Below are 13,813 nucleotides of genomic sequence, written 5' to 3'. Positions count from 1 at the left end.
GAATTCGTTTTTGCGACGGGCTCGGTCCGGCACAAGGTCTGTGGTGGGAAGCCTGTGAAGCCCGGCGGGTCACCCTTGATGAACGGACAGCCGTCAATCGGCGTTAAGTCCAAAATCGAATTACCAAATGCAAACTCAGTATTTATGGAAATAAGCGCCACGGATTACTGTAGAGCCATTGAGTCCCCAGAGATTTACGTCATGCAAACATCCGCCACCGTCATCGACTTCACCCTCCACCGCAAACGCCGCCAGGCACGCGCAGCGGCTGAACTGATGTGGGCGATGTATGCGGCACGGGCCGGGGTCGCGGCGTTTACCGCACACGTCACCACATCCAGCGATACCCGCCGGGCGTGAGGCGATGAATTTCCTGCACGCGATTCCCGAAGTGCCCGACCTCCCCGCCAAACCCAAGGATTGCAACAGCGGCGACGACGACGCCATCGGCCAGTGCGTCGCCCACAACCTGCAACGCCTGCGCAGTAAACGCTATCTATCGCTGGATGCACTGGCGCGCAACTGCGGTGTAAGCCGCGCGATGCTCGCGCAGATTGAATCCGGGCGCAGCGTGCCGTCGATCAAGGTGCTGTGCAAAATCGCCAAAGGCCTGAAAGTCTCGGTGGCGGCCTTTCTGGAAAATCGCGCGTTCGAAGGGGTTGAACTGCTGCCGGCGCAACAGAGCAAACGCCTGGTGAGTGCCGACGGCACCTTCATCAGCCGCGCGCTGTTTCCCTACGATATGGCGCGCCAGTCGGAGTTCTACGAGATACGTTTGAAGGCACTCGGCGAGGAGATTTCAGAAGGTCACGGGCCGGGCATCCAGGAGAACCTGGTGGTGGCCCAGGGCGTGCTGGAAGTCAGCGTCAACGAAGAACGCTACCTGCTTTCCACCGGTGACTCGATCCTGTTCTACGCCGACCAGCCTCACCGCTACCGCAACCCCGCAGACAGCGAGGCCGTGGCGTTCCTGGTGATCACCTACCCGGAACGGCTGGACTAGGTCCCGGTCGATGTCGTTTGGCGCATTTACGACCCACCGTTACCAAAAGACAGCACAACTGAGCGCTGAGCATACTGCTTCTGCAACAGATCCGTTTCATGGGCTGCGCCCCCGACAACCAACTCATCCACCATCCGACCCAGCTCGCTCATGTGCGCAACCGAGGCCAGCGGCAGCACCCTTTGAAGCATTGCCACCTGCAAGGGGTGAGTACCGGATTTGGCATAAATCAGCATCAAATGCTGACACATCGCGTGCTGGCTTGGCTGGTCGGACCATAACTTAACCAAACCAGCCAAATTCATTGCCAGCGTCAGTTGTTTGTCCGACCAGTCATTCAGTGCAAGTAGGTCTTTCATAAAGCGATTATTCACTGCTGGCAGGTATTCGGAGCACTCGAGCCTGACCAGCAGCTTGACCGCGGAAAGCGCGGTATCCACAGGTATTTCTGGAGCAAGTACATATTCCGTCAGCAGCGGCACTACTTGCATTCCAACGGGAACCGGAGTTGAAAGGCCCATCTCAAAAAGAAGACGTGTCTCCTCCCCTGGGAAGCGGTGCGTGCGCAACCAGCCCGCCGTATAGTCGACAAGCTGCACCATCTGTTGCACCGTCCCGAAGAGCTTGGTCGCCTTCAGAAGTTTTCCAGGTCCAAGCTCGATGGCATCAGCCTCATAAAGAGCCAGAATATCCTGGAAGAACATGGTAAAGCTCTGCTGAGTCGTCAGCGCCAAGCTGATATCGCGCGACTCCCGAATCCTATCGCCGGTGGCTAACGCAAGGCATTCACCGGCCATCTTTGTCTTACCAAGCGCCTCAAGCAAATAGTGCATGCGATGAAGATCAGAATAGGAGGCTGAAACCATAAAGTCGCCCAAAACCGCTGCGATGTCTTCCTTGAGGTACAGGCACTGCGGGTTGAGTGTGCGGTCTTTCACACAATTGGAAAGCAGGCGTAGCGCGAAAAGACGCTCCTCCCGAACGTAGCCATCACAGACCTCACACAGCGCAATGGCATTTTTAACAACAGGGACGGCAAGGAGTTTCAGCACCTCACGGGCAACAAGTGAATGAACGCCCCCCAAACGATCGAAGCCCCCGTCGCTGCTCAAGAAAACGAGATTTTCATAGCGTTCGTCTTTCCAAAAAAAATCGAACCCTGGATAACGCTTCATCAATATCGAGGTTGCAATCGTCTGGTCAAATCGTCCTGCCGTGCAGAGGTCAATAAAGCCACTCAGATGAGCCGGATGGGCGCGAAGCGGTTTTACCATTTTGGTCGAAAATTGTTCCAACGACCCATTCTGAAGCGCCAGCGAGAAAGCAAAAATCTGGCCGGCACTGGCGAACGCCGTCAATGATTTACGCGAACCAGAAGGTGTGGTTGTAATCCCAAGCAGCGTATAGAGCCCACTCTCTTCTTGCCTGTCCAAAGCCCCCAGGTTCACCACGCGCAAGTCAACGTTGGCTGACGCTGCCGCGAGCACCTGACCTGGCTGGCGGGTGGACAAGACACAGAGCCGCTTACCGGCATGGCGGACCAGTTCTTCGATAAAGTTATCACTGCGACTAACCTCATCCACCACCAGCAAGACAGGCCGTTCACTTACGCAACACAGTTGATTAATAGCGGACCAGTGTTCATCTTTCATCCCATCGGGTGAACGGACGTCCAATACAATGCAGGTACCGCGCCGGTGAAAATCCCAGGCAATACGCTGGGCAAGTATCGATTTTCCTGTTCCGCTCCCTCCTTCGATCAGAAGCATGCCGCCCTTTTCGAACAGGCTCTTCAACTGGCTTTCGATACAAGGTGTGGCTGAGCGCTCAACTCCCAAGCCATATGCCGCTGCAGCCCATGGCAATGACGTTCCGCTTCCCAGAAACGCTGCGTTCGCTTTGGTTTTGTCAGGTAATTTCCAACTACAAGGGAGCAACTGACATGCTCCGCCAGCCAGGGCAAAATGCCCTTTCGGCAGGCCCACCAGCACCGCCGATACGTCGTTGAGTTGCAAGGAAGCCGTAGGCCGCAGCAATTGGTCTATTCGCCCAAGACTTGCATGGACATGCTCGAACGGAACACCAAATTCGGCCAGCGCCCAGCACGCCTGGTCATAAAAATCACGAATCGCATCTTCCCGCAGCACAACCTCAAATGAGGTCCGTTTCCACGCGAGATTGACGCATTTAAGGACCTCCTGATTGGAGAGGTTGTTGCGGTATTCCGGCTTGATCTCATTCATTATTCGGCGCCGGTGCTGGGCCGGCCTGATTTTCCTGAACACCTCCAACCCTTCGGGCTGGCTGGGCGTCCTGGTACTCACCAGACGAAACAACGGCAAACTGGCGTCGGAGCACCCCCTGGCCTTAGCACTGATCACATCACGCGCAAAACCAGCCATCACTTCGTGAAGATCGTCCACCGACAGGTCAGCGCTGTAATGCTTGGCCTGAACAAATTGTTGTCGGCCGTCACCAAAACGTATGTCGACATCCTGCGCACCTTCGTACCGAACCTCGACAATCCCATGGCGCCCTAGCAGCATCCAGGCGACGCGAAGCCGCGCGTAGGCCTTCTGGAACTCAAAGCCGTTGATGGCGTTGACGCCACCGGTTCGTGTTCTCGTTTTAAGGTCATCCTCGCCGACCCACCACTCTACCCTCATACGCATCCCTGACTGACCGGACTCAACTCCGGATTAAAGGCTGGCGCGACGATCACACCAAAGGACGCAATGATAGCAAAACAAAATCACTCTCTCGGCGGGACTCAATGAAAAAAGCCCTGGCGCGTAGACGCCAGGGCTTTTCTTAGTGCGTGCGGAATCAGCAGGTGCAGCACATCATCGGCATGCCGTTGCAGCTCATCATCATCGGCATGGCGCAGTCGTTCATCATCTTCATCATCAACATGCAGCAGTTGTTCATCATGTTCATGCTCATGCCTGGCATCGGCATCATCTTGCAGGTCATGCAGTTCGCTTCCATCTTGCATTCCATGACGCACTTCATCATCGGCATGGGCATGCCCATCGGCATCATCATCGGCATGTTCATGGAGGACATGCTGTTCATCATCGCCATGCCGTCTTGCGACATGCACATCATCGACATGTTGGCGCACTGCATCATCATCGGCATGCCGCAGTTCATCATCATCGCCATCATTTCGGCGTTGTTCTTGAACATCGCCATGTCCATGCCCGCGGCCGGCTTCATGGTGCACATCATGGCCTCGTCGGTCATCTTGCAGGTCATGGTGGCCATCATCATCGGCATGCCCATCATCGGCATCATTGGCATCGCGTTGTTCATTGGCATCTGCATGGCGTTCATCATGTTCGAAACTCCGTAATCGACAGGAAATGAGTAAGTTCTGGGGCCGATTCTAGAGATGCCGCACAACGGCGCAAGGCGCTGGCCCAGCAGCAAGAATAGACGCTGCATGGGGATTTATCGGAGCGAGGCAGCCGATAATTCCGTGATGACAGAGGCTTTGAAGTGATCGCGCCGGCTGACTCCGTTACTGGTTCGAAACCGGCGCGATGGATATGCGATTGGGGAATGGCCTCCAATCAGAAGGAAATAAACGATCTAACCACCGTGAAAATACACGGTCATCCGGCGAAGAAGCGGTTCGCCGGACGCGGCAATCCGAGGTTTTCCCGCAGGGTAGAGCCTTCGTACTCCCGCCGGAAGATCCCGCGCCCCTGCAACTCGGGCACCACCTTGGCGACAAAATCATCGAGCCCGCCCGGCAGCCACGGGAACATGATGTTGAAGCCATCGCTGCCCTCTTCCTCCAGCCATTGCTGCATCTGGTCGGCGATGCTGTGGGCCGTGCCGACAAACGACAAGCCGGCATAACCACCAAGGCGCTGGGCCAGTTGGCGCACCGTCAACTGCTCGCGATCGGCCAGCGCCAGCACCCGCTCCCGGGAGCTTTGGCTGGCATTGGTTTCGGGAATGGGGGGCAGGTACTGGTCCGGATCAAACTTGGTTGCGTCGGTGCCCAGCGCGATCGACAGCGAGGCAATTGCACTTTCGTAATGCACCAGGCTGTCGAGGTGCGCACGAATCCGGCGGGCCTCTTCCTGTGTATCGCCGACCACCACAAAGGCCCCGGGCAGAATCTTCAGGTGGTCGGGATGCCGCCCCACCGCCAGCATCCTGCGCTTGATATCCGCATAAAACTTACGCCCCTCCTCAAGCGTACCCGGCGCGACAAAAATCACCTCGGCGGTTTCTGCCGCCAGTTGCCGCCCGGGCTCCGAGGCCCCGGCCTGCACGATCACCGGCCAGCCCTGCACCGGCCGGGCAATGTGCAGCGGGCCGCGCACGTTGAGGTAGCGGCCCTGGTGATTGAGGGTGTGCAGTTTGTCGGGGTCGAAGTACACGCCGCTGTCGGCATCGCGGATGAAGGCGTCATCGGCCCAACTGTCCCAGAGGCCGGTGACCACATCGTAGAACTCACGTGCACGGGCGTAGCGCTCGTCGTGGGCGTAGGCCTGTTCCAGGCCGAAATTCTGCGCGGCATCCGGGTTGGCGGTGGTGACGATGTTCCAGCCGGCGCGACCGTTGCTCAAGTGATCCAGAGACGCGAAACGACGGGCGATGTGGAATGGCTCGTCGTAAGTGGTCGACGCGGTGGCGACCAGGCCGATGTGCTCGGTGGCCTGGCTCAGGGCCGACAGCAAGGTGAACGGCTCAAACGAGGTGGCCGTGTGGCTGCGCTTCAACGCGTCGATGGGCATGTTGAGCAGGGCCAGGTGGTCGGCCATAAAGAAGGCATCGAAACGCGCCTTCTCCAGGGTCTGGGCGAACTGCTTGAGGTGCGCGAAGTTGAAGTTGGCGTCGCGGTAAGCGCCGGGATAGCGCCAGGCGCCGGTGTGGATGCTGACCGGACGCATGAACGCGCCCAGTTTCAGTTGGCGTGGAGTGCTCATGGAAAACCCCTGATCGAGAGGGGCTCAGCATCGGATGCGCGAACGGCGTCTGTCTAATAACGAAAGGATCTGGCTTATGCCTGGACAGAGCGACTGTTGTAGTCCGCCAGAAATGCTTCGGAGGCGACATGATCCGCCATGCCCCGCAGCTGCGCCGCCGAGTCATGCCCCAGCACGTCCTCCACCCGATTATTGGCTGAGGCCCAGTACACCAGCGCCTCGCTGAACAGCGCTTCGCCCTTGGGCGTGAGCACACAGCGTTTGGTGCGCTTGTCCAGGGCGTCCGGACGCAGCTCGACAATCCCGTCGCGCACCAGCGGCTTCATGGCATGGGTCAGCGCCGACATCAGGATCGCCAGGCGTCCGGCCAGCTCCTGCAACGTCGGCCCGCCCTGCTCATCCACCGCCGACAGCCGGGTGATTTCACCCAGCAAGCCGACCTGCGTGGCCTTCAGGCCAATCGGCGCCAGCGCTTCGTCATACAGCTGCCCCAGCCGCCTGGCGGCACGGCGCAATGCGTTGTTGGTGCACGCCACGTCACCCAGCAAATCCAAAAGTTCGGCGCGTGCTTTATCGGTATTGATCTTCTCGGTTGGCATTTTCAGTTCCTCCATGCCGCTAGAATGATTGAGTACTAAACCATTGACAAGGACAAATGCCGAGCTTATAACTTGAGCCCTCAACAATATTGGTTGAGTACTCATCTTTTGGAGCCGTTCATGTCGACCCCCGCTTCCACAAAAATTGCCCTTATCACTGGCGCGTCTTCCGGTATTGGTGCGGTGTATGCCGACCGATTGGCGGCTCGCGGCTACGATCTGATCCTGGTGGCCCGTCGCGAAGACCGGCTCAAAGCCCTCGCCGCGAAGATCACGCAAAACCACGGGCGTCAGGTCCAGACCCTTGGCGCCGACCTGGTGAACCCTGCTGACCTGGCCCGCGTAGAAAGCCTGCTGGCCAGCAATCCGGCGATCCAGGTGCTGGTGAACAACGCCGGCCTGGCCCGCCTGCACCCGCTGGCTCAATCCTCCGTCGAGGACTCCACCACCCAGATCGCCCTGAACATCACCGCCCTCACCCGCCTGACCCACGCGGCGCTGCCCGGCATGCTGGTGCGTAATGAAGGCGTGATCATCAACGTGGCGTCGGTGTTGGGCGTGCATTCGCTGCCGGTCAGTTCGGTGTACAGCGGCACCAAGAGCTATGTCCTGGCGTTCAGCCGTGGCTTGCAATCGGAGCTGGCAGAAACCGGAGTGAAAGTGCAGATCGTGTTGCCGGCGTCCACCGCTACCGAGATTTGGGACGAGTCGGGCATTCCGCTTTCCGCGCTGCAAAAAGAGTCGGTCATGACCACCGAGAATCTGGTGGACGCGGCATTGGCCGGACTTGATCAGGGCGAGACGATCACCTGGCCGTCGGTGGCCGATGGCTCGCTGTGGGACACCTATGACGCCGCGCGCGGCGCATTGTTTGCAGCCACGCAGACGGGCAAGCCGGCGCCCCGGTATGGGATTGTCTGAGGCACCAGCAGGTCTTATTGAATACCGATGGAAATGCGCCGCACAGTCTGCTCCTCACGGGGCAGGCTGATGTCGCCTTCGTAGGTGCACTCGCGGCCGGTGCAGCTGTTTTCCACGGTCACCGGCGCAACGCTTTTGACCGGGAAACGCGGCTTGGGCTCAGCCTGCGGCGTGAGGGGTACAGCGCTGAGGATAGGTGCCTCGTAGGTCAGGTCCAGGTTGGACGCGTAAGCCTGGGTGGCCAGAACGGCGAGCAGTGCGCTCGCCATGACAGTCCTTGTAAACAACATCGAAATCTTTCCGGGCAGCAAAAAATGAAGGGGCAATGATAACCCCTTGAGCCACCGGGTTGAAGTCAGGGCGTCTGGACGGCGGGTTCCAGCACCAGAACGTTGGAGGGGCCGGCACGAAATGTCGGGTTGTGCTTCGCGGCTTCGAGCATGTGAGGCGCTGCGTGGTGATCCTTGAGCGCCGCCTTTGAAGCCCACGTCTCGATCAACACAAAACTGTCGCTGTTGCCTTCCACCGGATGCAGGTCGTACTGGATGCAACCCGCTTCAGCCCGCACCAGCGGAGCGAGCCTGGCAAACGCGGTCAACTGGTCCGCACCCCGCCCAGGCTGGGTATTGATGATGACGACAAGCCGCACTTCATCGGACATAAACAGCACCGTTATCGATAAGGAAAAAGAGGAACCACAGTAAGGGATGCCATGCTCTGGCGCTACGAAAAATCTATCAGTAAGCTAGTTTCACTGAACGGATTGAGTCAGCACTCAAGCCCTCCCCTTTTCTGCCCCCGGCGATAACCACGTGATCGAAGTAACCGAAGTTTCCATTGCCCAGTTGCGCGCTGCGCTTGAGTCCGGCCAGACCACGGCGGTTGAGCTGGTAGAAGCCTACCTCGCCAGGATCGACGCCTTTGATGCCCCCAATACCGCCACAGCCCTCAACGCGGTGGTGGTGCGCAACCCGCAAGCGCTTGAGGAAGCCCGAGCCTCCGATGCTCGCCGGGCCAATGGCAAAACCCTGGGGCCGCTCGACGGTATTCCCTACACGGCCAAGGACAGCTACCTGGTCAAGGGCCTCACGGCCGCTTCCGGCAGCCCGGCATTCGCCAACCTGACCGCCTACCGCGACGCGTTCACCATCGAGCGGCTGCGTGCAACCGGCGCCATTTGCCTGGGCAAGACCAACATGCCGCCCATGGCCAACGGCGGCATGCAGCGCGGTGTCTATGGCCGGGCCGAAAGCCCGTACAACGCCGACTACCTCACCGCACCGTTCGCCTCGGGCTCCTCCAACGGCGCCGGCACGGCCACTGCGGCCAGCTTCGCGGCGTTCGGCCTGGCGGAAGAAACCTGGTCCAGCGGGCGCGGCCCGGCCTCCAACAACGGCTTGTGTGCCTACACCCCGTCCCGTGGCGTGATCTCGGTGCGCGGCAACTGGCCGCTGACCCCGACCATGGACGTGGTGGTGCCCTACGCCCGCACCATGGCCGACCTGCTTGAAGTGCTCGACGTGGTGGTGGCAGAAGACCCCGACACCCGCGGCGACCTGTGGCGGATGCAACCCTGGGTACCGATTCCAAGTGTCGCCTCGGTACGCCCCGAATCCTATGGCGCCCTGGCCGCCACCGGCGATGCACTCGCCGGCAAACGCTTCGGCGTGCCGCGCATGTACATCAACGCAGACCCCGAGGCAGGCACCAGCGACGCCCCAGGCATCGGCGGCCCCACCGGCCAGCAAATCAAAACCCGCGCGTCGGTGATCAACCTCTGGGAAGCCGCTCGCAAGGCGCTCGAAGCCGCGGGCGCAGAAGTGCTCGAGGTGGATTTCCCGCTGGTCTCCAATTGCGAAGGCGACCGCCCGGGCGCACCGACAGTATTTACCCGCGGCCTGGTGTCCAAGGAATTCCTCCACGATGAATTGTGGGAACTGTCGGCCTGGGCGTTCGATGATTTCCTGCGGGCCAACAACGACCCTGCGTTGAACCGCCTGGCCGATGTCGACGGCCCGAAGATCTTCCCCCACGACCCCGGCACCCTGCCCAACCGCGAAGACGACCTGGCCGCCGGCATGGACGAGTACGTGCGCATGGCCGAACGCGGCATCACCCCGTGGGACAAGATCAGCAGCGTGCCCGACGGCCTGCGCGGCCTGGAGCAGACACGGCGCATCGACCTTGAAGACTGGATGGATAAGCTGGGGCTGGACGCGGTGATCTTCCCCACCGTCGCCGACGTGGGCCCGGCCGATGCGGACGTAAACCCGGCGTCGGCGGATATCGCCTGGAGCAACGGTGTGTGGGTGGCCAACGGCAACCTCGCCATCCGTCACCTGGGGGTGCCGACGGTGACGGTGCCGATGGGCGTCATGGCGGATATCGGCATGCCGGTGGGCCTGACCTTTGCCGGCCGGGCGTATGACGATTCGGCGCTGCTGCGATTGGCGTCGGCGTATGAGTCGACGGGGAGCAAGCGCCTGGTACCGCCGCGCACGCCGAAGCTGGTTGCGGGCAAGCCATAAATAAAAAGGGATTGGAACCGTTCAGGTTCCAATCCTTTTCGTTACGGCTTCATCACCGAGTTTGCGCATCAACTGATCGGCTTCCGACCCGGGCTCAAATCGAAAGCCGCGCATCTGGTCGAGAAGCAGCGTGTCACTGATTGCCGCCCACAACTGCTCCGGGGTCGGCGTATTGCGCAGCAGGATGTACGAAAGCAACAGCCGCTCGATGGGAACGCCTCGATCACAGGCGGTTTCAATGATTGCCAGCAGGATAAAGCGCAGTCGAACTTCCCGCTCCGTGGGCCAAACCGTTTTTCGCTTACCCAATGCCAGGCCTCAGTGTCAGGAAAAAAGCGAGGCTATTGCCGTGTGGTTTTTGTTTCAAGCACTGCATTGATGGATAGCCCTGCTCCTACAATAAACAGGGAAAGGGATTACGAAATCTTACAGAACACGGAGTCACCCATGGAACAGGGACCGAAACCCCTCGCACTCGTCGGCCTGGCGCTGTTCATTCTGCTCGCTGCCCTCTTTCAAATCCTTCGGGTCCGGCGATGGAAGCTGGCCGTCAAAGCCGACTTTGAAGCCGCCTTGCAACGCCTGCACATCGAGACCTACGAGCTGCTTGTAGACCGAAACCTGGCCCGGGGTACGCGCAGGCCACCCGAGATTTACCGGATCCTGCGCGACCACAACGGCCACTACTTTTTGTACCTTCATTCCGCCGATGGCCCTGGCGTACTTAACCCGCTGACCAAAGAGCGCGCGACGCTTGCCGTGCAGGTCAACGGCTAGCGGGCCACTGCTTCAGACCATGGCGATCAAGCAAGCTCCAGCAGCTCATACGCAAACAGCCAATACAATGTGTTGCCGTTCTCGAAAGTCTTGACCTCAAAGACGCCCCGCTCATCCGGCAGCCATTCATTGTCCCAACTGCGGCTGCTGTCCTTGGCTGTCCACCAGTCCACCGTAGCTTTTTGCCAGGTCTCCGCCAGCATGACGCGATATACGCTTCGCCCAGGGCTTCCGGCATGGCTGAATTTCTCCAGCACCGGCGCCAGGTTGGTTGCGCTCATCCGGTGGAAATCGAGGCGCAGTTGTTCTGCCTTTTCCGGGCTGTAGAGTCGCTTGCACTCCACGAAAGCAACAGTTGTCGGGTCGAACAACATGCAGTCGATACGGAACTCGTAGCGCTCAGTTACCGGGTTGAGAAAGGGCACTTCCATGAAGGCATGGGCATTGCTTCGCGCGTCAAACGCCTTGGCCATTTGGTAGGTCAGGTTGCGCTCATTGAGGCCGTTGCTGCCGTAGGACGGGTAAAACTCGTCCAGGCTGGCGGCAAAATTCTGTGCTGCCTGCTGTAACACGCTGGTGATCACTTCGCTCACGGAAAGACTCGCTTCAAGATGCTGGGTTGCCTGCGCCCGGCATCAGCCAGGCGCCCGTTAAAGGCGTTGACTGGATGGAGCCAATCAGGCGCTGACTGCGCCGAAGGTTTTGGAAAGAAACGCGTGCATAAAATCCCTTTTACGATCGAATAAGTGGCCAAATGATATCATCTGATGGCGAAATTTCCCATCTGGCTCCTTATTTTACCGGCACGCGTTCACCCCCTATGCCAGAAGCAATCCTTACCCACGCTTCCCCATCAACGGATCGCTGATGCTGTGCGCCCCGGTTTCAATCCGCCCCGCCACCCGCCGCACCCAACCGTGCTCATCACGCAGCTTGAAGTCATACCACCCCCCATTGGGCTGGCACGAGAACGTGCGCTGCACGGTGCTGCCGCCGGCAATCTCCAGCAGCCAGGGCCCTTGCCTGGTGTACGGGCAGCGCTCGATGGTCACCGACGCCGTGCGCTTACCAGGGTTGACCAGGGTCAGCAGCAACGTATCGCCGTGATAGGCCAGGGATAACTCGGGCTCACGCCGCAGCAGATTCCCCTTGAATGCACGGTGAAAGCCGTTCGGCCCCAACAGCCAGAGCTTGTAGGCCCCCGCCACTTGCCAGGTGTCGCTGAGGTGCTTGCCGGCCTCCACGGTGTAGCGGCGCGGGATGTCGTCCAGGTGCAAGCGGTCGTAGACGTGGAACACCACGCCTTGTTCGCCATTGTTGAAGAAGTCCAGGGTCACGGAACTGGCGCGACGGTCAACCGAAGCCTCGACGTTCAACTGGTACGGCAGTGCCCGGGAGGGTCGCGCCATGCGCGCCTGGAACGGTGCCTGTTGCTGGCCCACCGTTGGCACGGCGACCTGGGGCAGTTGTTCCTGGCGTTGGCGCAGGGTGTCAGCGGCCTGGCGGCTGATGGTGTGCAGCGGCGGCAGGGTTTCGGTGTTGGGGTTGACGAAGTTGAAGGCCGACGTGAGGTCGCCGCACACGGCCCGGCGCCAGGCGCTGATATTGGGCTCGCGCACGTGGAAGCGCTTCTCCAGGAATTGCAGCACCGAGGTGTGATCAAACGCCTGGGAGTTGACCCAGCCGCCACGGCTCCACGGCGACAGCACCAGCATCGGCACCCGTGGACCGGGCCCGTACACCCCGCCGTCGGGCGCGGGTTGCTGGCTTGAACCGGGTGGCGCCGGGTGGGTGAAGATCTCGCTGTCGAACTTCACCGTGGACTTGCCGGCGAAGCTGCCGTCCAGGCGTTTGGACGGGGCCGATGGCGACGGCACGTGGTCGAAGAAACCGTCGTTTTCATCGTAGTTGACCAGCAGCACCGTCTTGCTCCACACATCCGGGTTGGCGGTCAGCGCCTTGAGGATTTCCTGGGTGAACCAGCCACCCTGCACCGGGCTGGAAGGTCCGGGGTGTTCGGAGTAATCGGCCGGCGCCACCAGCCAACTGACCTGGGGCAGGCGACCGTCGTTCACGTCCTTGCGAAAGCCCTGGATGATCGCTTCCAGGTCGCTGCCGCTGACGGCCGGGAGTGTGTTGCCGTTGCCTTTGTACAGCGGCACGCGGGCATTCAGTTGATCGCTGTAGGGCACGAAGTCCTTGAAGTCCTTCGGTGGCACCGCGGGGTTGCCGGCCGCGACGCTGGCCGCACGAAATTGACGAAACCCGGCCAGGGGATTGTCGCCAAAGTTATCCGGCAAGTACTGGTAAACCTTCCAGCTCACGCCCGCTTCTTCCAGGCGTTCGGGATAGGTTTTCCAGGTGTAGCCCTCGCTCACCGCGCCGGGGCCGTCCCACTCGTTGACCACCGCCGCCACGTTCGCACCGGTCGGGCCGTTGGTGCCGGTCCAGTGGAATAGCCGGTTGGGATTGGTGCCGGCGTGCACCGAGCAATGGTAGGCATCGCACAAGGTAAAGGTGTTGGCCAGGGCGAACTGGAACGGCACTTCCTGCTCGCGGTAGTAGCCCATCGAGGTGGGCGTCTTGAACGTCGGCCAGGCATGCATCCGGCCACTGCCCCAGGCGGCGTGCTCGTCCACCCAGGAATGAGGCGTGCCGCTGACCCGCTGCGCGTTGCCACGGGAACTGTCCAGGTGATAGGGCAAAATCCGCCGCCCGACGCCCTGCTGCTCCCACACCCGGTGCCCGCCCGGCAGTGGGATGGTGAAGCGGTCACTGAACCCGCGCACGCCGGGCAAGGTGCCGAAGTAGTGATCGAATGAGCGGTTTTCCTGCATCAGGATCACCACATGCTCGACGTCCATGATCGTGCCGGTGCGGTTGTTGGCAGGGATCGCCAGGGCCTGGCGAATGGAGTCGGGCAACAGGGTGTAGGCGGATCCGATGGCGGCGGCTTGCAACAGGGTCCTGCGTGTAAGAGTCGGCATAAGACGATTCAATCCCTTGAAGTTCTGGAGCGAGGCTCAGGACAAAATAGGG

Annotated in this window: 14 protein-coding genes; 6 read left to right on the top strand and 8 right to left on the bottom strand. The window is 60.3% G+C overall.

Annotation, left to right across the window (positions count from 1 at the left end; translation table 11 throughout):
* Positions 1-201 precede the first annotated feature (201 nt).
* Together M2400_RS22115 and M2400_RS22110 are read left to right on the top strand one after the other, a co-directional pair.
* Entirely contained in the window at positions 202-360 is a 159-nt protein-coding gene (locus tag M2400_RS22115) for a hypothetical protein (protein WP_177120167.1), read from the top strand.
* 4 nt (positions 361-364) lie between these two features.
* Positions 365-1,003, top strand: a complete 639-nt coding sequence (locus tag M2400_RS22110) for a helix-turn-helix domain-containing protein (protein WP_259198993.1) — start codon at positions 365-367, stop codon at positions 1,001-1,003.
* Positions 1,004-1,029: 26 nt separating this feature from the next.
* On the opposite strand, the gene M2400_RS22105 is transcribed toward M2400_RS22110, so the two are convergent.
* Complete coding sequence (locus M2400_RS22105; RefSeq protein WP_259198994.1) at positions 1,030-3,669, bottom strand: ATP-binding protein; 2,640 nt, start codon at positions 3,667-3,669, stop codon at positions 1,030-1,032.
* A gap of 167 nt (positions 3,670-3,836) precedes the next feature.
* Between M2400_RS22105 and M2400_RS22100 the strand changes: the two genes are divergently transcribed.
* Positions 3,837-4,358 (top strand): hypothetical protein, encoded by a 522-nt coding sequence (locus M2400_RS22100; protein WP_259198995.1) that lies wholly within the window; start codon positions 3,837-3,839, stop codon positions 4,356-4,358.
* Positions 4,359-4,620: 262 nt separating this feature from the next.
* Here M2400_RS22100 and M2400_RS22095 read toward each other — a convergent pair whose 3' ends face one another.
* Positions 4,621-5,949 (bottom strand): LLM class flavin-dependent oxidoreductase, encoded by a 1,329-nt coding sequence (locus tag M2400_RS22095; protein ID WP_259198996.1) that lies wholly within the window; start codon positions 5,947-5,949, stop codon positions 4,621-4,623.
* A gap of 74 nt (positions 5,950-6,023) precedes the next feature.
* The gene (locus tag M2400_RS22090) at positions 6,024-6,548 is read right to left on the bottom strand and encodes a MarR family winged helix-turn-helix transcriptional regulator (protein ID WP_177129452.1); all 525 of its coding nucleotides are present in this window, start codon (positions 6,546-6,548) and stop codon (positions 6,024-6,026) included.
* Between the two features lie 120 nt (positions 6,549-6,668).
* Here M2400_RS22090 and M2400_RS22085 point away from each other — a divergent pair, with 120 nt between their 5' ends.
* Positions 6,669-7,469: an SDR family oxidoreductase gene (locus M2400_RS22085; protein WP_259198997.1), complete on the top strand. Its 801-nt coding sequence runs from the start codon at positions 6,669-6,671 to the stop codon at positions 7,467-7,469.
* 14 nt (positions 7,470-7,483) lie between these two features.
* On the opposite strand, the gene M2400_RS22080 is transcribed toward M2400_RS22085, so the two are convergent.
* On the bottom strand, positions 7,484-7,738 hold the full coding sequence (locus M2400_RS22080) for a hypothetical protein (RefSeq protein ID WP_177076802.1): 255 nt from the start codon (positions 7,736-7,738) through the stop codon (positions 7,484-7,486).
* Positions 7,739-7,824: 86 nt separating this feature from the next.
* On the bottom strand, positions 7,825-8,130 hold the full coding sequence (locus tag M2400_RS22075) for a putative quinol monooxygenase (RefSeq protein WP_259198998.1): 306 nt from the start codon (positions 8,128-8,130) through the stop codon (positions 7,825-7,827).
* Positions 8,131-8,281: 151 nt separating this feature from the next.
* On the opposite strand from M2400_RS22075, the gene M2400_RS22070 reads away from it, so the two are divergent.
* Positions 8,282-9,997: an amidase gene (locus M2400_RS22070; RefSeq protein ID WP_259198999.1), complete on the top strand. Its 1,716-nt coding sequence runs from the start codon at positions 8,282-8,284 to the stop codon at positions 9,995-9,997.
* Positions 9,998-10,018: 21 nt separating this feature from the next.
* Here M2400_RS22070 and M2400_RS22065 read toward each other — a convergent pair whose 3' ends face one another.
* Entirely contained in the window at positions 10,019-10,306 is a 288-nt protein-coding gene (locus M2400_RS22065) for a hypothetical protein (RefSeq protein ID WP_177042625.1), read from the bottom strand.
* 138 nt (positions 10,307-10,444) lie between these two features.
* On the opposite strand from M2400_RS22065, the gene M2400_RS22060 reads away from it, so the two are divergent.
* A complete protein-coding gene (locus tag M2400_RS22060) occupies positions 10,445-10,774 on the top strand; it encodes a hypothetical protein (RefSeq protein ID WP_259199000.1) in 330 nt (109 codons plus the stop codon).
* A gap of 26 nt (positions 10,775-10,800) precedes the next feature.
* Here M2400_RS22060 and M2400_RS22055 read toward each other — a convergent pair whose 3' ends face one another.
* On the bottom strand, positions 10,801-11,367 hold the full coding sequence (locus M2400_RS22055) for a hypothetical protein (RefSeq protein ID WP_259199001.1): 567 nt from the start codon (positions 11,365-11,367) through the stop codon (positions 10,801-10,803).
* A gap of 243 nt (positions 11,368-11,610) precedes the next feature.
* Positions 11,611-13,761 carry a phosphocholine-specific phospholipase C gene (locus tag M2400_RS22050; protein ID WP_259199002.1) on the bottom strand — a complete coding sequence of 717 codons (2,151 nt, stop codon included), beginning with the start codon at positions 13,759-13,761 and terminating at the stop codon, positions 11,611-11,613.
* Positions 13,762-13,813: the final 52 nt, after the last annotated feature.

It is taken from the genome of Pseudomonas sp. BIGb0558 (assembly GCF_024807515.1).
Taxonomy (GTDB): domain Bacteria; phylum Pseudomonadota; class Gammaproteobacteria; order Pseudomonadales; family Pseudomonadaceae; genus Aquipseudomonas; species Aquipseudomonas yamanorum_A.
Note: the sequence above shows the minus strand (reverse complement) of the source record. Positions and strands in the feature narration are given on the sequence as shown.